Below are 20,785 nucleotides of genomic sequence, written 5' to 3' on the forward strand. Positions count from 1 at the left end.
AATACTGAAATAGTTGCGTAAAGCTTTAACTTTTTTAACAAAAAAAAGGAGAATAATTGTTTTTTAAAACAAAAACCCAACTTGCTTTAAATCATCCCAAAATGCAGGATATGATTTTGAAACCACCTCTGCATTTTTGATAATAATTGGAACTTTTAATGCTAAAGGCGCAAATGCCATAGCCATTCTGTGATCTTGGTATGTTGTAATGTTGATGTTTTTATTTATTTCTCCAGACGACTGAAGTGTTAGTGAATCATTTGTTACGGAAATATCAGCACCAAGTTTAGTTAGTTCTGTTTTTAAAGCTTCTAATCTATCTGTCTCTTTAATTTTTAATGTATGTAAACCTGTTAAATGACAACCCATTCCTAATCCGAAACAAGTAACTGCAATAGTTTGAGCAATATCTGGTGAATTTTTTAGGTTATAGATTATCTGTTTTAGGTTATGTGGTTCAACCTTTTTTAATAAGATGTTATTATTTTCAAAAGTAGTTTCAACTCCGAATTCTTTATAAATTTCAACCAAAACAGCATCGCCTTGTAAACTATTTTTTTTATAGCTTGACAATGTAATTTCTGTACCGATTTCTGATAAAGCTACGATGGAATACCAGTAAGATGCCGAGCTCCAATCTGATTCTACAACTAATTGAGATGTTGATCTCGTTTCATCTAACGAGACTGTGTGACTAACATTTATTATATTTCCTTCGAATGAAGTTTTTACACCAATTTCGTTCAATAAAGCTAATGTCATTTTGATGTATGGAACAGATGTAATTTCACCTTCAAGGGTTAATTCTAATCCGTTTTCCAATTTCGGAGCAATTAATAATAAGGCCGAAATATATTGACTACTCACATTTGCTGGTAGCGAAATTTTATTTTTAGCAATCTTTTTTCCTTTGATTCTTATAGGTGGAAAACCTTCATTTTCTACATACGAAATTTCCGCTCCCAATTGATTTAAGGATTCTACTAAAATTTGAATTGGGCGTTCTTTCATTCGAGAAGAACCGGTTAAAACCACTTCATTTCCTTCTTGAATGGCGAAATATGCTGTAAGAAATCGCATAGTTGTTCCAGCATGATGCACATCAAAAAGCTGGGAGTTGGAAGCTAGAAGCTGGAAACTATTTAACACATCCAACATTACTTCCGAATCATCTGAATTGGAACTGTTTTCTAAAACCAAGTTTGGATATAAAGCTTGTAACAACAACAAACGATTAGTTTCTGATTTAGAACCTGTTATTGAAATTTCAGATTTCAGCCTTGAGATTTGAGATTTTTTAAGTTGTAAGTCCATTAGTGAGATACAAATTTTAATCCTACAATAGAAGCAATTAAGGTGAACATAAAGAATATTCTCCAAAAAGTAGCTGGTTCATTAAATATCAAAATCCCAATAATGGCACTTCCAATGGCGCCAATTCCTGTCCAAACTGCATATGCCGTTCCGATAGGTAATTCTTTGGTAGCTTTCACTAATAAAATCATACTTATAGTTAAGCAAATTAAAAATCCGCCATACCAAAGTAAAGAAGTATTGCCTGAAGTTTCTTTAGCTTTCCCTAAACAAGTAGCGAAACCCACTTCAAATAAACCAGCAATTATTAGTAAAATCCAGTTCATATTATTTTAGTTTTTCGTTATTCTGATGACGATCGTGATCGCGATTGGTTTTTAAATCTAGTTTTTTATCAAATGCTTCTTGTAAATTGATTCCTGTTTGATTGGCCAAACATAAAACCACAAAAACCACATCTGCTAATTCTTCACCTAAATCTTTATTCTTATCTGATTCTTTTTCAGATTGTTCTCCATAACGACGTGCGATAATTCGGGCAACTTCACCTACTTCTTCTGTAAGTTGCGCCATATTAGTTAATTCGTTAAAATAACGAACACCGTGATTTTTTATCCAATTATCAACTTCTAGTTGTGCGTTTTGTATGTCCATTTTATTGCTTTTTTTTGAATTTTGGTAAGATAAAAGTATAAAAAATAGACATCGCTAATCCGAAAGCGGCTCCAAATTTTAATGATTTTATCCAATCGTGATATTGTAAAAAATTAATTAATACAGTACAAATTGTAGCGTTTAGTAAAAATTCTAGAAATGGTTTTTTAAGATTATTCATCATTACTATTGTTTTTTCAATACAATTTTTTCATTCATTTTTAAATACACATGATTAAAAAAACCTTTTAATGAATCATAATATTCTGAAGAAATTAAAGCCGAATTAATATAAAAATTAGAAACAATCTGTACTTTATTTCCCATATTTCCAGTTAAGAACGAGAATGAAGCTAAATTATCTTCCGTAGTAATATTTATTTTTTCTGGCATCGACTCTACAACATAACCTTGAGGCAAATTATAAGTAATGGTATAACTATCATGCATTGGATATTTAAAATCGATAGGATAATCTCTTTTATCTTGCTTAAAAGGGTTTTCGTCAATTGCAAAAAACATCAATGGTTTAAAAAATAGTTTATCATTAATTACTTCAATTTCGTTCGTTGCAGTAAAATAATAATCTTCTTTTAAAGGTTCTTTTTCATTAGTTTTGTTTTCAATTTTATATTCAGTTATTTCAAAACCTGTCATATTTTTTTCAATATTTTCTAAATAAGTATCTTCAGAAATTGAACTATTTTTAGTTCTGAAATTATAAGCTCTGTTTTCTGTTAAAGTTTCCTTTATATTTCCTTTAATAGTTTGATTATCTATAGAAGCAAAAATCATAACCGAGCTTTTGGCATGTAATTTTGGAGACAAATCTATTTCCAATGAAGTACTATTTTGTCTTACTAATCTTCCAATATAATTTAACGCTCTAGTTGGAAGCACATCTGGTTTTAACAATTTATCTGTAGCATCAAGAAACATTACTTTATCTCCAATTTCAACACCACAAATCACATAATTAAAAGCAGTTGTAGTAGGGAATAAATTGATAGCCTGACTACGTGTTGTTAATACAATTGGATTTGCATTTAAACCTGCTTTTCGTAACATGGCAATTAAGGTGAAATTAATTTCAGCAACATTTCCGACTTTATCTTTATAAGCTTTATTAACACCAACATCTGTATAAATACCTGTCATTTCATTCCACTTATAATGATTTTTAACGAAATCATAAATTTTATTTATTTTATCTTCATTCGTTAAATCTTTACCGTTAACTAAAGTCGCATAATCATTTTCAAAATAATTATCCTTCTTTAATTCTTCACCAAAACTATTATTCTCATTTATATTTTTCGCAACGTCTTCCCAAGTTTTTGAAAAAACCTTAACCAATTCATTTGGATAATGTGTTGACGCTAATTGATATTGAATACTGGAAAGATAGTTTTCAATATTATTTGCATAATCTTCTTCAATTAATGCTGGAACATTTTTCGCATCAATAATTGTAACATTTTCAATTAAACTAATTCTATCAACCGACTTTTCATATGATGTTACTCTTCCTTTTCTAACCAATTCTTTATTACTAATCTCGACAGTTCTGTTTTTTGTTTCTTTTTTGGTATTTAACACTAAACTACCTCTATTATAAAAATTATAATTATAATATTCAGGTATAATTGTTTCATAAACTGAATAATCAACTGGTATTGTTTGTTGAAATTTCCAATCTTGTAAATTAGAAAAATAAGGCGACTTAATTGTATATTTGTATTCAATTATAGAACCTTCTTTTACATTAGGCATAGTGATTTTTTTACTTACCCAAAATTTATTTACATTCTCTTTAAACTCACCGTCACTATTTAATTTTGTTTTTTCAATTTTACCATTTACTAAATTGTAAGTAATGGCTTTATTGACAATTACGTTTTCATCAGCTTCACCACCAACATAGTAGGCAATTTCTTTATTTGCCCAATTTAAACCCTCTTTTTTATAAATTTTAATTTTTACTTCTACTTCTGTTACCAAAACAAAATGACTATTTTCAACAAAATCAAAATAAGTTTTCCCTTTATTAAATAAAATTGCAGCAACTGCAGAAGTATCGGTTGGGTGCTGTTTTTGACTTAATTCTTGAATAGTTACTTTTCCCAATTCATAATCTTGGGCTAATGATAAAATTGGAAATAGTAAGGCTAAAATTAATTTTTTCATAAGTTGTGTTATTATTGTTTTACGTCTATTATTATTTTTATGTTATCTGATTTACTAATTTGCTCAATAAATTTTCTGTAAGTTTCATAATCCTCTTTGGCATAAACTCCATCATTGATTGTTAGCTTTCTTTTATAAATTAACTTATTATCTTCGAATACAATATTTGCATCATACTCTCCAAATTTTTCTTTTAAATTAATTTTTCCAGGTAATTGTGTAATTGAATAATTTTGAGGCAAAACTATTTCAATTTCATCAGAATCTATAAATCCATATTCTATTTCAAATGAAAACTTTTTATTTCTGTATTTAAATGGTATGCGAGAATACCTATTTAACACATTTAAAGGTAATACAATTGAATTTAATCCTTTTTCATAATAATTTTCAGCTTTAAAATTGAATATCTCCGAAAACGAAAAATGCTGTTTAATATTATTTAACTTAAGATTTGAAATTTCTAAATTATTTAAATGACCAAAGTGATTTTTATAATAATCCATCTGATCTTTTGCACTCTTTGTTTCTAAAAGAGAAACGTTTTTGTATTGTAAGTTTTTTGAAACAATTTCAGCATTCCCAGAAATAGTTCCATTTTCTAATACAACAATTTTAGATTTTGTTGCCTGGGTATTATTTTCAGTTTTATACTCGGATGTTTTTACAATTTCTGCACCTGTAGGCTTTATGATTAATGCATTTCTGTTTGACGTAAAATCGCCTAAATATCCAAAGGGATTAGTTTGACTAGTACATTCCAAAAAAATATAATTTTCATCATTAGGCACCGATAAAATCGCATGATTACCTTGCATAGAAACAACTTCTTCATCAAGCTTCCTCTTATCGCCACCATATAAAACGGTATAATAAGATTCAATATCATATGCTTTAAGAATTGAACGCGTGAAATTACTTAATGCTTTACAATCTCCATAGCCATATTTCTCAACGTCGGATACTTCCATTGGTTTCCAACCACCAACACCAACTTGAACACTTACATATCTGGTATTATCTTGAACGTATTTGTAAATCTTTTTTATCTTATCCAGTTTTGAATCATTTACAGAAATAATATTATCTAATTTTAGCTTTGTATTTTCTGAAATCGTACTATTATCTTTTATGAAATAATCATAATAAATTTTACCAAATTCAGCCCAAGAACTCATATTTAATTCATAACCCTCCAAAGAAGCTTTACGTAAATACATTTTAACCAATGGAAATTCATTGGAATAGTTTGTATAATTTTCTGGTTTGATAGCCATTATATTTTTAGCGATAAAAATAGTTTTAGTATCTGATTCCAATTTTTCAACATTAAACTCATCCAATTTTTGAAGCTTTAAACTAACTTCAAATTCTGGATTTTTAACAATTTCCAATGTAGCTTCCAAAACTGTTTCGTGTAAATTTGAAATAGGTGTCCATGCATTTAAAAAAGCTGTATTTACAGATTCTGTTTCACATTCATATTCTAACACAAAAGGGTAAACAGTTGGCGTGTAATCTAAATACAACATTCTATTATCTGAAAACATTGTGGAACCATCTAATAGACTTCTATCTTTAAAATCTGTTCTCCCAAACTGTTTTACTTTTCCACCAAAAGTGTTATAAATAGTTACACTCAGCTTTTTAATTTTATTCGATTTATTATAATCTTCAGATAAATCTATACTATTAAAACCAATTTCATTTAAAACTAAAACAACATACTTCCTTGAAATATTTACTTTGTTATAGCTTTTATATTCAATAATTTGAAAGTCGGAAATTTTAATTGTATTGGCATTTTCTTTTTGTTCAGGTGTAATTACTGGAATTTTTATATTTTGACTAAACGCAAAATTGATCCCTAAAAAAACAATTAAAAAAACGATTCTCATATTACTCTTTATTTTTACTATCGATAATTATAGTGACTGGCCCATCATTGACTAAAGCCACTTTCATATCTGCACCGAATTGTCCGGTTTGGATTTTTTTACCTAATTCTGCTTCTAATTGTTGTACGAATTTCTCATACATGGGAATGGCAATATCTGGTTTTGCTGCTTTGATATAACTTGGTCTGTTTCCTTTTTTGGTTAAAGCATGAAGTGTGAATTGACTCACCGCAATAATTTCACCATCAATATCTTTAACAGAAAGATTCATGACCTCATTTTCATCAGCAAAAATGCGAAGATTTATAATTTTCGAAACCAACCAATTGATGTCTTCTAAATTATCTTCCTCTTCGATTCCGACTAAAACCAATAAACCTTGATTTATTTGTGCAACTATTTTTTGTTCAATTTCAACTGAAGCTTCAGAAACACGTTGAATAACTATTCTCATTTGTAAGTAAAAAATTTATTTATTAGATTCTGATCTCGTTAAAAAACGAGACAAAATGACAAAATCTAGCTAACTTTTTCTAGTTTCATCGCTGGCAATACGGTCTTCACCATAAATATCATTACGATAATGCTCTTCGTCGCCTTCTAATATTTTTAAATAACTTTGGTATCTGCTCCAAGCAATCCTATCTTCATCTAGTGCTTTTTTAACTGCACAATGTGGTTCTTCTTTATGTAAACAATTATTGAATTTACAATCTTCTTTTAATGCAAAAAACTCAGGAAAATAATCGGAAACTTCTTGTTTTTCCATATCTACCATTCCGAAACCTCTAATTCCAGGTGTGTCAATAATTCGAATATCGTTAGACAAATCAAACATTTCGGCAAAAGTGGTGGTATGTTGTCCTTGCGAGTGCGTATTTGAAATTTCTTTAGTTTTTAGATTTAAAGTTGGTTCAATAGCGTTGACTAATGTCGATTTTCCAACACCAGAATGTCCAGAAAACATCGAAACTTTTCCTTTCATTAAATCCATTAATTCAGCAACTCCTTTATTATCAGTAGCCGAAACTCGCAAACATTTATAACCAATTTGCTCATAAGTATGTTGCAAATACAATTGCTCATCTAAAGTAGCATCGTCAAAAGTATCAATCTTATTAAAAATCAAGATAGCTTCAATTCCGTACGCTTTTGCAGTTACTAAAAACCTATCGATAAAACTTGTTGTTGTAATTGGATTATTAATTGTTACAATTAAGAAGCCAATATCGATATTGGAAGCAATAATATGTGTTTGTTTCGATAAATTCACCGATTTACGAACGATATAATTCTTACGATCATGAATATTTGTAATGATTCCGTTTACTTCATCCACTGTTTCATCTAAATCAAAATCCACCACATCGCCCACCGCAATTGGATTGGTACTTTTAATACCTTTCATGCGGAATTTACCTTTGATACGACAATTGTAAAATTTATTTTCGGTAGATTTTACGTAATACCAACTTCCGGTAGATTTATAAACGGTTCCTGTCATTTTTAATTTTGATTTACGATAATTGATTCTGATTTATCGTAAGTTAGAACAAAGATAGTATTTCTTCTTTTATTTGTTAATTATTTTTTCCTGATGTGCAATACTTTCTTGGTGAATGGCTTTGTAAATTTTTAATACAAACTCTTCTGTTAAACCTTTATCTTCTCCATCCAAAATCATACGCCCTAAAATTTCGTTCCAACGTTTGTTTTGTAAAATCGCCACGTTTTTCTCTTTTTTAAGTTGTCCGATTTTTTCGGCTAACTTCATACGTTTTCCTAAAATCTCAAGTAATTTCGTGTCTAATTCATCAATATAAGCACGTTGTAAAGCCATGGCTTTGTTCCATTCTGCATTTTCATCTGTTTCTTTTCTCATTTTCAAATCGACGAAAATTTGTTTCAAAGTATCAGGAGTTATTTGTTGTGACGCATCGCTCCAAGCATTATCTGGATCAATATGTGTTTCAATAATTAAGCCATCGTAATTTAAATCTAACGCTTGTTGCGAAACTTCCTGAATCATATCTCTTTTTCCAGTGATGTGTGAAGGATCACAAATTAGTGGTAAATCGGGAAATTTATTTTGCAAATCAATTGCAATTTGCCATTCTGGATTGTTTCTGAATTTCGTTTTTTCGTAAGTTGAAAACCCTCTATGAATCACACCTAATTTCTTAATTCCAGCATTATATAAACGTTCCACACCACCAATCCATAAAGATAAATCGGGATTTACTGGATTTTTTACTAAAACAATTTTATCTGTATTTTGTAAAGCATCCGCAATTTCTTGAACCGCGAATGGATTTACAGTCGTTCTTGCTCCAATCCACAACACATCAATATCATGTTCCAAAGCTAACTTAACGTGATGCGCATTAGCGACTTCAGTTGCCATTAATAAACCCGTTTCGGCTTTTGCTTTTTGCAACCATTTTAGTCCAATTTCACCCACACCTTCAAATCCACCCGGACGTGTTCTTGGTTTCCAAATTCCCGCACGAAAAATCGATACATCAGAATTTTTCAATTCGTGTGCAATTTTCAACACTTGTTCTTCGGTTTCAGCGCTGCACGGACCAGCAATTACTAGTGGATGATTTAAATTAAAATCGACCAACCATTGTTTATTTTCTTTTGTAATTTCCATAGTATAATTGTTTTACAAAGGTAACTCCTTTTATATTTTATTTAATATTTCTTTAATTTTTTCTTCCGAAACGCAAAGCGAAAAACGAATGTAATTTTCTCCATTTGTTCCAAAAATTGTTCCTGGCACCACAAATAAATTTTTCTCTCTCAATAATATATTGACAAAATTTTCTGCAGATTTTTCTCTATTTGGAATTTTCGCCCAAACAAATAATCCAACACTTTTGGCATCATACGTACAGCCTAATTTATCTGCTAATTGAAAAACCAATTCACGTCTTTTGCTATACATTTTATTTAAATCATTAAACCAATCTTTTCCAGATTTTAAAGCTTCAATGGCGCCTTTTTGAATCGCATAAAACATACCGCTATCCATATTGCTTTTCACTTTTAAAATTGCCGAAATTAATGTCGCATCTCCGCTCACCATTCCGACACGCCAGCCTGCCATGTTGAACGTTTTACTCAATGAATTCAATTCTAAAACCACTTCTTTTGCGTCTTTAATTTGTAATAATGAAATCGGATTATCGTTTAAAACAAAGCTATATGGATTGTCATTTACTAATAAAATTTGATGTCTTTTAGCAAATTTCACTAATCTTTCAAACAAATCAACACTTCCTTTTGCGCCTGTTGGCATGTGTGGATAACTTACCCACATTAGTTTCACTTTTGACAAATCTTGTTGTTCCAAAGCTTCAAAATCAGGTTCCCAATTCGTTGCTTCTTTTAAATCATAAAAAACTGCCTTTGCTCCTACTAATTCGGTTACCGATTCGTAAGTTGGATAGCCTGGATTGGGAATTAACACTTCGTCACCCACATTTAAAAAAGCCATAGAAATATGCATAATTCCTTCTTTAGAACCCATTAATGGTAAGATTTCCGAATCGGAATTTAATGTAACTTCAAATTGTGTTTGATAAAAATTAGCCATTTCTTTTCGCAATTCTGGTAAACCTTGATAGCTTTGATATTCATGTGCTTTCACATCAAATAGTGCTTTCTGAATCGCTAACATTACTCTGTCTGAAGGCGCGCAATCTGGACTACCAATTCCCATATTAAGAATCGGTTTACCTTCGCTAACCAACTGACTAACTTCTTTTAATTTTCTTGAAAAATAGTATTCCTGAACACTATGTAATCGATTTGCTGTTACTATCATTGGTCTCCTTTCGTGTATTCGCCTAAAACTTTTAAATTTTTGGTCATTAATTCCAAAATCTCTTTTGCTCTTTCATAATATTTATACTTTTCAAAAACCACATCTATAAAAAACGAATACTGAAAAGGCGTATCAATAATAGGCAATGATTGAATTTTTGTTAGGTTGAGTTGGCAAACATTCAATGCGTTTAAAACCGTTGCCAAGCCACCTTGCAAGTCGTCCAATTCAAATTTTATAGAAGCTTTATTGATTTTTTCTTTCAGAAACACTTTGTTTTCATTCTTTAAAATCACGAATCGGGTTTTATTGCTTTTTACCGTATGAATTCCTGCCGCAATAATTTCTAAATCGTACATTTCTGCAGCAATTGGTGCGGCAACAGCTCCAATTCCTTTTAATTGTTGTTCTTGAATTCGTTGAGCAGTTTCGGCCGTATCAACACTTTCAACTAGTTTTATATGTGGATATTGATTAAAAAAAACAGCACACTGTAAAAGCGCAATCGGATGCGAATGCACTTCTGTAATATCTTCAATTTTTTGCCCTTTCAACACCATTAAATTCATATGAATATCAAGATAATACTCCCCAATAATGTGCAAATTGTTTTGGTCAATTAGTGCATAATTTGGAATAATTGTGCCTGCAATAGAATTTTCTAAAGCCATTACTCCTTTATGTACTTTGTTTTGTTTCAGGCTTTTCACTAAATCAGGAAACGACAAACACTCATCTAACTCAATATTAGATTGGAAATAGTTTTGTGCGACTTGATGGTGAAATGAACCTTTGATACCTTGAATTGCAATTTTTGTTTCCATATGGGCAAAAAAAAATCCCGATTTACATCGGGATTGTTTATATATAGTTAATTATCTTTTTAAATTTTTACATCAAATAATACCATAACAATCCCTGTCCTCGTTCCAGAAGAAATAAAATGAATTGTTATAATATGTAGAATTTGTGTTCATTATTTTGTTGTCGAAAGAGCAAATGTAGAAAAAAAATTGATATAACCTAAAAAAATTTTAATAACTTAAACTTACTAAGCCATTATCTTGTACAATTATTTGTCCAGTTATTCCGTTAGAATCTGAAGAAAGCAAAAAACAAGTGGTTTTTGAGACATCTATTGGATTTAAAATCCGTTTTAGCGGGTGTTTCGCAATCATATTTTCTTTTATTTGATCTGAACGTAAAATCCCAGAAGCTAATGTCGTATCGATGATAGATGGCGCAATAGCATTGACTCTAATTTTCGGAGCAAATTCTGCAGCTAAACTTTTTACTAAACCTTCAACTGCTCCTTTTGCTGCAGCAATACTAGCATGATAAGGCATTCCAGATTGAACCGCAACTGTACTAAACATGACAACACTAGCTTGTTCCGATTTTTTTAAAGTTGGCAAATAATGTTGAAACACTTTTAAAGCTCCAAAAAAATTCACGTTTAAATCGGTATTAAAATCTTCTAAACTTAAGCGATTAAAAGGTTTCAAATTGATACTTCCTAAACAATACACCAAACCATCAAGAAATTCGATTGTTGGTAATTCACCTGACAAAGCATCCAATTCATACCAATTCCCATTAAATGAATAAGATGGTTCTGAACGAGAAATTACGTGACAAAAATTACCTTTTTCGGATAATTCTTTTACAATTTGCTCACCAACACCTTTACTTCCACCAATTACCAAATAATTTTTCATCGTTTACTAATTTTATTCTGAGTAATAGTTCTTTGCAAATTACATTTAAAATTTCCAGTTACAAATTCTCTTAATTTTAAATGTTTCGTTTTTCTACCTTGAACTCGAGCGCGCCATAATTTAAAACTTGAAGGTTTCAATTCCATTCGCATTAAATCAATAACTTCTTTTTCAGACAAGCCAAATTGAATTTTAATAGCTTCAAAAGTAGTTCGGTCTTCCCAAGCCATTTCAATAATTCTATCTATTTCAAGATCACTTAATTGATTTACCATTAATTAGATAAATATTTTTTAAAATCGTTAATTTTCACTTTTGCTTTGATGTCGAACATTAAACTGTATAAACCAAAAAAGGTGCGGTTCACATAAATAAAATGTTTAGAGCCTCTGTTCCCATTCATTTTTCTTAGTGTTTTGTCGCTTGCGAATTTCTCACTCAAAGCTGCAATTTGATTTTGAAATTCGGGTTGTGCAAAATCAAAGACATCAGATTGAATTGGTTGTGTAAAAACACTTAATAATTCGTGAAACATATCCGTGAAAAATTCTAATTCTTTGGGCTTATCCGTAGTTTTTAAAATTTCTAATTCATACAGTTTTTTTGTAAAATATTCCATATCATTTAAAGAATCCGGTGTAGAAACTTCAAAATAAGGCACATAAAAATCATTTGGAATTTCCTTCATACAGCCAAAATCAATCGCAATTAAATTGTCGTTTGTATCTACTAAAAAGTTCCCTGGATGTGGATCTGCGTGAAATTTTTTCAATTGGTGAATTTGATACATATAAAAATTCCACAACGTTTGTCCCACTTTATTGCGTTGTTCTTGAGAAGCATTGCTCGAACAAAATTCAGATAAATGAATGCCGTTCATCCAATCCATTGTGATGATTTTGTCTGAAGAAAATTCTGGATAGTAATGTGGAAATAGTAAATTTTCGATTTTCTCACAATCTTCAATGACTTTCATCGATTGCGAAATTTCTAATTTATAATCTGTTTCTTCTGTTAATTTATCTTCTACTTCTTGGAAATATTCATCCGAAGTTCCTTGTAAATTGAACATTCTAATCGCAATTGGTTTTACCAAAGCAATATCAGAACTAATACTTTCACGAATGCCAGGATATTGGATTTTTACTGCAAGTTCTTTTCCGTTTTTCTTCGCTTTATGAACTTGACCTATACTTGCCGCATTTATGGAATCTGGAGAAAAACTATCAAATAATTCTTCTGGATATTGTTTAAAATATGTTTTAAATGTTTTTCGAACCAAAGGCGCCGACAAAGGTGGAACAGAAAACTGCGACAACGAAAACTTATCTACATAAGATTGCGGTAGCAAATTTTTTTCCATACTTAGCATTTGAGCTACTTTTAAAGCACTTCCTTTCAATTCTTTTAATCCATCATAAATATCCGCAGCATTATTTTCGTGTAATTTATCTTTAGTTAAAGACGGATTTACAACTTTTTCTCCATAATATTTTAGGTAATTTCCTCCAACTTTCACACCAGTTGTAACTAATTTCGTTACACGCTCAATCTTTCCTGTTGGAATACTGTCTATTTTTTTCATTATTTTATTTTGAATTTATGATTTAGAAAACATGCCATTCATTTGTTCTTTCCATAAAAATTTTCCAAAATCAATTACACTTTGTGTTGGAATGTTATAGGCTAAATCGAAACTAGCTTTTATTGATTTTTCAATAAAAACATCTGTTTTTTCGAAATTTGGAGATTCGTCATGCATCCAAAAATTGAAAATGGAAAGGAATTGCAACCAAGAAGCTTCTTGTAAGACTTTGTCTTGAATTTTTACAACCGTTTCTTGTTCAATTTTGATTGGTTTTTCTAAAATAGTTAAGGCATATTCCAAATACACTTCACGAAGTTTTGACAATTTGCCTAAGTTTTTCATTGGGTTTTTATCTTCTTTAAGTAAGTAAATGACAAAGCTTCTGTTTGCAGTTGCCATTTCGAAAAAAGTAAAATAAAATGCTGATAATTTATCTGCACTTTCATACGACTGATATGCTTCATTTTTTTCTAACAATTCTAAAGTATAAGCAAACATAGAAACAAAATATTGTTTTTCTAAAAATTCAAAAGAAGCAAAAAATTGATAAAATTCACTTTCCTCCATATTGTTTTGTTTGGCAAATTCATAAACCGAATTTGGTTTTTTACCATGCGTTAAACAATAATCAGTATATGCAGAAACAATTACATCTTCAGTAATCACTTTCTTTTTTTTTGGTGCAGCCATAAGTCGTTAATTTTGTTCAACAAATTTACAGAAAAACTCAACAACAAAATAAACATTAACTTATATTTATCTATCGTTGTATTACATTTATTTATTATTTTTGTGGAAAACAAGAACATGTCAATAGAAGTAAAAAACATTACCAAAACATACGGAACACAAAAAGCGTTAGATAACGTAAATTTTTCTGTAAAGAAAGGCGAAATTGTAGGTTTTTTAGGTCCGAATGGAGCTGGAAAATCGACTTTAATGAAAATATTGACTACGTATTTAACTGCAGATGAAGGTGAAGCGACTGTAAATGGTTTTGATGTGACTTCAGCTCAAAAAAGCGTACAACAATCGGTTGGTTATTTACCAGAACATAATCCGTTGTATTTAGATTTATATGTTCGTGAGTATTTAGAGTTTAGTGCTGATGTACATAAAACAGATAAATCTCGTATTCAAGAAGTGATTGAATTGACAGGTTTAACTCCAGAATGTCATAAAAAAATTGGCGAACTTTCTAAAGGATATCGTCAACGTGTGGGTTTAGCAACAGCTTTACTTCACAATCCAGATGTTTTGATTTTAGACGAACCAACAACAGGTTTAGATCCGAATCAATTGGTTGAAATTAGAGAATTAATTAAGAATATCGGGAAAGACAAAACCGTATTTTTATCTACACATATTATGCAAGAAGTGGAAGCTATTTGCGACAGAATTATCATTATTCACAAAGGAAAAATTGTAGAAGACGCTCAAATTTCGGACTTAGGAAACAATTTAGAAAAAGTTTTTAGAGAGAAAACGAAGTAGGTTTAACCTCTATAATACTTCATAAAAAAATCTCTTCATAAAGTTTATGAAGAGATTTTTTTTATATTTTCTTTATTAAATTTAAGCTTAAAAAAGCATTAGTTCTTAACAAACTTAAAGATTTGCTTGAATCCGTTATTCATTTCTACGTTAGCAAAATAAACTCCATCACTCATGAAATTTAAATCAAATGCAACAGAATTTCCTGATACATTTTCGCTATACACTTGTTTTCCTTCAACAGAAATAAAAGTTACATTTTTAATTGAATTTTCTGCATTCGTTTCAATACTTAATGTATTATCAAATGAGTTATAAAATTGATTAATAAAATTATTATTTAAATTGACATCAGCTGTTGATAATAAACTTAACGATTTTAAAATTGTCCCTTGAGAGCCACAAAGTAAAGCATCACCATTAGCAAAAAACTCTATATCATATAATGTGCTTGTAGAAGAACTAGAAGTATTCAATGGTGTCCATGTACTTCCAGCATCTGACGAATAGTAAATATTACTATCCGTACCTGCAGTAATTATTTTGTCATTATTATAGTATTTTAAAGCATAGAAGTTTTCATAAGAAGTAGATAAAGCCTGTGTCCAAGTTGCACCACCATCAATAGTCTTTAAAATTTCACCATCTTCACCACTAACTACTCCGTTTAAATCATCTTTAAAACTTGTACTGAAATAAACCATCTGAGGGATTCCGTTTTTAATGGTTGTCCAATTATTTCCAGCATTAATAGATTTTGAAATTTTTTGATCATAACCAACAGAATATAAAATATTCTCCGATGCATAACCTATTTCCATAGTTTGAAGATTAGTGGTACTTGTAACAGGAGTCCATGTTTCACCAGAATCTACTGTCTTATACGACACTAATTGATCGCCATTTGTAATGGCAGATAAAATTCCATTATTTGCATCAAAAAAATCTATTTGATTGTAGTAATAAATATCACTTTGCACAGTCACATTCGTCCAAGTTGCACCACCATCAATAGTTTTTAAAAGTGTGTTATCATATCCGACTAAAAAACCTCTTGTTGGAGAAACAAACTTAATTTTTGTTAGACCTTTGTTTAAAGTGTAAATCGTTGACCAAGTTTCACCACCATCAACAGTTTTGATAACAACACCATTATTGTTGGTTGTGTATTGAGAACCAGTTGCATAAGCCACAAGATTTTGTCCAGTAGGAATCGTTATATCATATAAAATATAACTCGTTCCAGATGGCTTGATATCAAAAGTTTGTGAAAAAACAGTTGTTGAAAATAGAATAATAGCAAAAATGCTTTTAAAGTATTTGTTTCTCATAATTTTGTAAATTTAGATTAATGTTAGTTCACAAATCTACAAGATTAAAGATATTAAAATATAACAAATTTGTTATAAATACAACAATTACAATTATTTTAAAACATATTAGAAGAAAAAATCAGACTAAACTATTTACAATTTTTCACTTCAATTAATTTATAAAACACAAAAAAATCTCTTCATAATATAGTTTTATGAAGAGATTTAAATATCAATTAACGCATTAATTGATTAGTTTTTTTCTTGATACGTAACGTATTTATTTCTTAGCCGAGTAAAATCATTATATAATTCTGCAATTGTAATATCGGACAATTTAGAATCCAATACTTTATTATATATTAAGTCTTCTTCGGTTAATCCGTATCTTTTAATTGACTTTTTTAATGTTTTTACCGCCATTTTGCTATCGTTATTTTTGTAATAACAATTAGCAAATTCAAAATACACGTCTTTTAAATCGTCGTTTTTAGCTATTTTAACATACGCTTTATACGATTGAATTGCTGCATTATAATCTTTATCTAGAGCAAATTGCCTCGCTTCTTTCAAAAGTAAATCTTTATCTTTTGCAAAAGTTATTTGACCCACAAACAACATAACGAATAGGAAGATAATTTTTTTCATAATACACGAGAATTTTGGGTTATATTCTTAAAGTTAAAAATATAATTTTAATTCACCAAACGTGAAACCCTTGCAAAGTCACGTTTTTACTTATTCAGAAATTGTTTTTTGAAGCATATTCTAACTATTCGGCAATATTGCTACAATAAATTTTCTGATATTAAACAAAAATCAGCATAACTAATAAAATTGCAACAATATGATAAAAATTTACTTTAATTTAAAAAAACAAAAAGCCTCATTAAATTCTTACAAACTTAATGAGGTTTTAAAATATTAATAGTTTTTAAATGTTTTTAAAATATTTTGCTAGCGATGGCTTTAATATTATCCGCTTTACCCATTGAATAATAATGCAACACCGGAATTCCTGCAGCCACTAATTCGGTACTTTGTTGGATACACCATTCGATACCAATTTGTTTTACCGCTTCATTATCTTTTGCTTTTACAACTGCCATAATTAAATCGTCAGGTAATTCTAAACTAAAACGGTGTGGAATTAAATTCAATTGTTTTTTCGTTGCGATAGGTTTCAATCCTGGAATAATTGGAACTGTAATTCCGGCTGCTCTGCATTTCGCAACAAAATCGAAAAACTTCTGATTGTCGAAAAACATTTGAGTAATAATGTAATCGGCTCCGTTTTTAATTTTTTGTTTTAAGAAATGAATGTCGCTATCTAAACTCGGCGCTTCCATATGTTTTTCGGGATAACCCGCAACTCCAATACAGAAATCAGTCTTAGAAGAATTTTGTAAATCGGCATCTAAATAAATTCCGTTATTTAAATCATTAATTTGCGAAACCAATTCTGATGCAAAAGCATGACCTTCCTTTTCTGGCTTGAAATAAATTTCACTTTTAACCGCATCACCACGAAGTGCTACCACATTATTGATTCCTAAGAAATCTAAATCGATTAATAAATTTTCCGTGTCTTCTTTTGTAAATCCACCACACAAAATATGCGGAATAGCATCTACATTATATTTATTCTGAATTCCAGCACAAATACCAACAGTTCCAGGACGTTTTTTTACAATTTTCTTTTGTAATAATCCGTTTGGTAATTCTTTAAATTCGTATTCTTCACGATGATACGTTACGTCAATAAATGGAGGATTAAATTCCATTAACGGATCGATACTATCATAAATCGATTGAATATTTTGTCCTTTTAATGGCGGTAAAATTTCGAAAGAAAACAAGGGTTTTCCGTTGGCTTTTTCTATATGTTCGGTTACTTTCATGTTAAGTTTTGAGTTATTAGGGACAAGGGATAAGGGATAAGTTTTGGATTATTCCTATACTTATGCCTTGTGCCTTTTCCCTCTTTACTATTAGTCTGCAATGTTTGGCGCTAACCATTTGGTTGCTATTTCTGTTGAAATTCCTCTTCTTTTCGAGTAATTTTCTACTTGATCGTTTTTAATTTTTCCTAATCCGAAATATTTACTTTCCGAATTCGCAAAATAATATCCTGAAACCGAAGAAGCGGGCCACATTGCCATACTTTCCGTTAATTTCACTCCGATATTTTCTTCTACATTTAGAATATTCCAAATTGTTGGTTTTTCTAAATGGTCTGGACAAGCTGGATAACCTGGCGCTGGACGAATTCCTTTATAATTTTCTTTAATTAATTCGTTGTTTGTTAAGTTTTCATCTGATGCATAACCCCAAATTTCTTTACGCACTTTTAAGTGTAAATATTCGGCGAAAGCTTCCGCTAATCTATCGCCCAATGCTTTGGTTAAAATCGAATTATAATCGTCTAATTGGCTTTCAAATTCAGCAGCTTTTTCATCGACACCAAATCCTGTTGTGACACAAAAACAACCCATATAATCTTGTTTATTCGATTCTTTTGGAGCAATAAAATCAGATAATGCGATATTTGGCGCACCAACTGTTTTTTGAGATTGTTGTCTAAGAGTTAGAAATTGGTAACTAGAATCTGGAAGACTCACTTCGATATCATCATCATTAACTGTATTAGCAGGGTAAATTCCTAAAATACCTTTAGCTTGAAACCATTTTTCAGAAACAATTTTAGCTAACATAATTTGTGCATCTTTGAACAAATCTGTTGCTTGTTCACCCACAACCTCATCCGTTAAAATCGCTGGATATTTTCCGAACAATTCCCACGATTGAAAAAATGGCGTCCAATCGATAAAATCAACTAATTCTGAAAGTTCGACTTCTACAATTTTTGTTCCGATAAAATTCGGTTGAACAGGTTCGAAAGCATCCCAATCTATCTTGAATTTATTCTTACGCGCTTCTTCAATCGTTAAGAAATTTTTCTCTCTTGCCCTATTCAAATAACCTTCACGTAACGTGTCATATTCTTCGCGCAAAGCGATAGAAAAATTAGCATTTGTTTCCGTATTTAATAAATTCGAAGCAACAGTTACAGCTCGAGAAGCATCATTTACGTGAATTACAGTCGCAGAATATTCTGGAGCAATTTTCACAGCCGTATGCGCACGAGAAGTTGTTGCACCACCAATCATCACTGGGATTTTGATGTTCAACTTATCCATTTCTTTGGCTAAATAAACCATTTCATCTAACGAAGGCGTAATTAATCCGCTTAAACCGATAATATCAACGTTTTCTTTTACAGCCGCTTCAATAATTTTTTCTGGCGGAACCATCACACCTAAATCGATAATTTCGAAATTATTACAGGCTAAAACTACTGAAACAATATTTTTACCAATATCGTGAACGTCACCTTTTACTGTCGCCATCAATACTTTTCCAGCAGATGACGAAGCTGTAGAATCTTTTTCAGCTTCAATAAACGGTAATAAATACGCCACGGCTTTTTTCATCACACGCGCCGATTTTACTACTTGAGGCAAGAACATTTTTCCGCTTCCGAATAAATCTCCCACCACATTCATTCCGTTCATTAAGCTGATTTCGATAACTTCGATTGCTTTTTTAGCGTTTAATCGGGCTTCTTCAACATCAATTTCTATAAATTCGTCTATTCCTTTTACTAAAGAATGCGTTAATCTTTCTTGAACTGGATCATTTCGCCATTCGGCAATTGCTTTTTCGTTTACTTTATAATCGCCTTTAAAACTTTCCGCTAAATCTAGAAGTCTTTCCGTTGCATCTTCTCTTCTATTTAAAAGAACATCTTCAACATGTTCTAGTAAAATCTTGTCAATTTCATCGTAAATTTCTAACATTTCCGGATTTACGATTCCCATTGTCATACCATTTTGAATGGCGTGATATAAGAACGCAGAATGCATCGCTTCACGAACTTTATCGTTTCCACGGAAAGAAAACGAAACATTACTTACTCCGCCCGAAATATTGGCATACGGTAAGTTTTCACGAATCCATTTTGTCGCTTGGAAAAAATCTAAAGCGTTTAATTTATGTTCGTCCATTCCAGTTGCGACTGGAAAAATATTAGGGTCGAAAATGATATCTTCGACAGGAAAACCAACTTGGTCCACCAAAATATCATAACTTCTTTTACAAATTTCAATTCTTCTTTGGTAATTATCTGCTTGTCCGACTTCATCAAAAGCCATCACAATTACAGCCGCACCATATCGTTTAATTAATTTTGCGTGATGAATAAACGTTTCTTCACCTTCTTTTAATGAAATAGAATTTACAACGGCTTTTCCTTGCACGACTTTTAATCCAGCTTCGATGATTTCCCATTTCGAGCTATCAATCATCACAGGAACACGAGCAATATCTGGTTCGGCGGCAATTAAATTTAGGAATTTTGTCATAGCATACACGCCATCTAACATTCCTTCATCCATATTAATATCAATAATTTGGGCACCACCTTCCACTTGTTCACGCGCAACAGAAAGTGCTTCATCGTATTTTTCTTCTTTAATTAATCGAAGAAATTTACGAGAACCTGTTACATTCGTTCTTTCACCAACATTAACGAAAATTGATTCTTCGGTAATGAAAAGTGGTTCTAATCCTGAAAGTTGTAAATTTATTTTATTGTTTCTTGACATCTTTTTTATAATCTCGCGGCTTAAATTTTATAACACGCTATTTATTCTTTTATAATTTTTCGCAACATCTCTCCAAAAGATTTTGCTTTGACTTATATATTGATTGAATCTATTTTTTTT

Annotated in this window: 19 protein-coding genes and 1 pseudogene; 1 reads left to right on the forward strand and 19 read right to left on the reverse strand. The window is 30.7% G+C overall.

Annotated elements, in window-relative coordinates; translation table 11 throughout:
- Positions 1-63: 63 nt before the first annotated feature.
- From aroA to BMX42_RS05410, 15 genes are all read right to left on the reverse strand, one after another.
- The gene (gene aroA / locus BMX42_RS05340; RefSeq protein WP_091309952.1) at positions 64-1,314 is read right to left on the reverse strand and encodes a 3-phosphoshikimate 1-carboxyvinyltransferase; all 1,251 of its coding nucleotides are present in this window, start codon (positions 1,312-1,314) and stop codon (positions 64-66) included.
- On the reverse strand, positions 1,314-1,640 hold the full coding sequence (locus BMX42_RS05345) for a DMT family transporter (protein WP_091309957.1): 327 nt from the start codon (positions 1,638-1,640) through the stop codon (positions 1,314-1,316). The genes aroA and BMX42_RS05345 overlap by 1 nt, the downstream gene beginning before the upstream one ends.
- 1 nt (position 1,641) lies before the next feature.
- Positions 1,642-1,968 (reverse strand): nucleotide pyrophosphohydrolase, encoded by a 327-nt coding sequence (locus BMX42_RS05350; protein WP_091309962.1) that lies wholly within the window; start codon positions 1,966-1,968, stop codon positions 1,642-1,644.
- 1 nt (position 1,969) lies between these two features.
- Positions 1,970-2,152, reverse strand: coding sequence for a hypothetical protein (locus BMX42_RS05355; protein ID WP_091309966.1), 183 nt, complete (start codon positions 2,150-2,152; stop codon positions 1,970-1,972).
- A 2-nt stretch (positions 2,153-2,154) separates the two neighbouring features.
- Complete coding sequence (locus BMX42_RS05360; protein ID WP_091309969.1) at positions 2,155-4,155, reverse strand: DUF3857 domain-containing protein; 2,001 nt, start codon at positions 4,153-4,155, stop codon at positions 2,155-2,157.
- An 11-nt stretch (positions 4,156-4,166) separates the two neighbouring features.
- Positions 4,167-6,053: a DUF3857 domain-containing protein gene (locus tag BMX42_RS05365; RefSeq protein ID WP_091309971.1), complete on the reverse strand. Its 1,887-nt coding sequence runs from the start codon at positions 6,051-6,053 to the stop codon at positions 4,167-4,169.
- 1 nt (position 6,054) lies between these two features.
- On the reverse strand, positions 6,055-6,507 hold the full coding sequence (gene dtd, locus BMX42_RS05370) for a D-aminoacyl-tRNA deacylase (protein WP_091309974.1): 453 nt from the start codon (positions 6,505-6,507) through the stop codon (positions 6,055-6,057).
- Positions 6,508-6,576: 69 nt separating this feature from the next.
- Entirely contained in the window at positions 6,577-7,557 is a 981-nt protein-coding gene (gene rsgA, locus BMX42_RS05375; RefSeq protein ID WP_091309976.1) for a ribosome small subunit-dependent GTPase A, read from the reverse strand.
- Positions 7,558-7,626: 69 nt separating this feature from the next.
- A complete protein-coding gene (locus tag BMX42_RS05380) occupies positions 7,627-8,709 on the reverse strand; it encodes a bifunctional 3-deoxy-7-phosphoheptulonate synthase/chorismate mutase type II (protein WP_091309979.1) in 1,083 nt (360 codons plus the stop codon).
- Positions 8,710-8,739: 30 nt separating this feature from the next.
- Positions 8,740-9,885, reverse strand: coding sequence for a pyridoxal phosphate-dependent aminotransferase (locus tag BMX42_RS05385; RefSeq protein WP_091309981.1), 1,146 nt, complete (start codon positions 9,883-9,885; stop codon positions 8,740-8,742).
- Positions 9,882-10,709 (reverse strand): prephenate dehydratase, encoded by an 828-nt coding sequence (locus BMX42_RS05390; protein WP_091309984.1) that lies wholly within the window; start codon positions 10,707-10,709, stop codon positions 9,882-9,884. Before BMX42_RS05390 ends, BMX42_RS05385 begins: the two co-directional genes overlap by 4 nt.
- 210 nt (positions 10,710-10,919) lie before the next feature.
- A complete protein-coding gene (locus tag BMX42_RS05395) occupies positions 10,920-11,603 on the reverse strand; it encodes an SDR family NAD(P)-dependent oxidoreductase (protein WP_091309988.1) in 684 nt (227 codons plus the stop codon).
- Positions 11,600-11,878 carry a TIGR03643 family protein gene (locus BMX42_RS05400; RefSeq protein WP_091309991.1) on the reverse strand — a complete coding sequence of 93 codons (279 nt, stop codon included), beginning with the start codon at positions 11,876-11,878 and terminating at the stop codon, positions 11,600-11,602. The genes BMX42_RS05395 and BMX42_RS05400 overlap by 4 nt, the downstream gene beginning before the upstream one ends.
- On the reverse strand, positions 11,878-13,188 hold the full coding sequence (locus tag BMX42_RS05405; protein WP_091309995.1) for an ABC1 kinase family protein: 1,311 nt from the start codon (positions 13,186-13,188) through the stop codon (positions 11,878-11,880). The genes BMX42_RS05400 and BMX42_RS05405 overlap by 1 nt, the downstream gene beginning before the upstream one ends.
- Positions 13,189-13,203: 15 nt before the next feature.
- Positions 13,204-13,881, reverse strand: a complete 678-nt coding sequence (locus tag BMX42_RS05410) for a TetR family transcriptional regulator C-terminal domain-containing protein (protein WP_091309998.1) — start codon at positions 13,879-13,881, stop codon at positions 13,204-13,206.
- A 117-nt stretch (positions 13,882-13,998) separates the two neighbouring features.
- On the opposite strand from BMX42_RS05410, the pseudogene BMX42_RS05415 reads away from it, so the two are divergent.
- Positions 13,999-14,652: pseudogene (locus tag BMX42_RS05415) on the forward strand (ATP-binding cassette domain-containing protein); the annotation flags it as partial.
- Positions 14,653-14,783: 131 nt separating this feature from the next.
- On the opposite strand, the gene BMX42_RS05420 reads toward BMX42_RS05415, so the two are convergent.
- The 4 genes from BMX42_RS05420 to metH all read right to left on the reverse strand — a co-directional run bounded on the left by BMX42_RS05420 (position 14,784) and on the right by metH (position 20,677).
- On the reverse strand, positions 14,784-16,016 hold the full coding sequence (locus BMX42_RS05420) for a YCF48-related protein (protein WP_091310002.1): 1,233 nt from the start codon (positions 16,014-16,016) through the stop codon (positions 14,784-14,786).
- Between the two features lie 234 nt (positions 16,017-16,250).
- Positions 16,251-16,646 carry an outer membrane protein assembly factor BamD gene (locus tag BMX42_RS05425; protein WP_143055606.1) on the reverse strand — a complete coding sequence of 132 codons (396 nt, stop codon included), beginning with the start codon at positions 16,644-16,646 and terminating at the stop codon, positions 16,251-16,253.
- 296 nt (positions 16,647-16,942) lie between these two features.
- Entirely contained in the window at positions 16,943-17,899 is a 957-nt protein-coding gene (metF, locus tag BMX42_RS05430) for a methylenetetrahydrofolate reductase [NAD(P)H] (RefSeq protein ID WP_091310009.1), read from the reverse strand.
- A 90-nt stretch (positions 17,900-17,989) separates the two neighbouring features.
- On the reverse strand, positions 17,990-20,677 hold the full coding sequence (gene metH, locus BMX42_RS05435) for a methionine synthase (protein ID WP_317040030.1): 2,688 nt from the start codon (positions 20,675-20,677) through the stop codon (positions 17,990-17,992).
- Between the last annotated feature and the right edge of the window lie 108 nt (positions 20,678-20,785).

It is taken from the genome of Flavobacterium terrigena, assembly GCF_900108955.1.
Classification (GTDB): Bacteria; Bacteroidota; Bacteroidia; order Flavobacteriales; family Flavobacteriaceae; genus Flavobacterium; species Flavobacterium terrigena.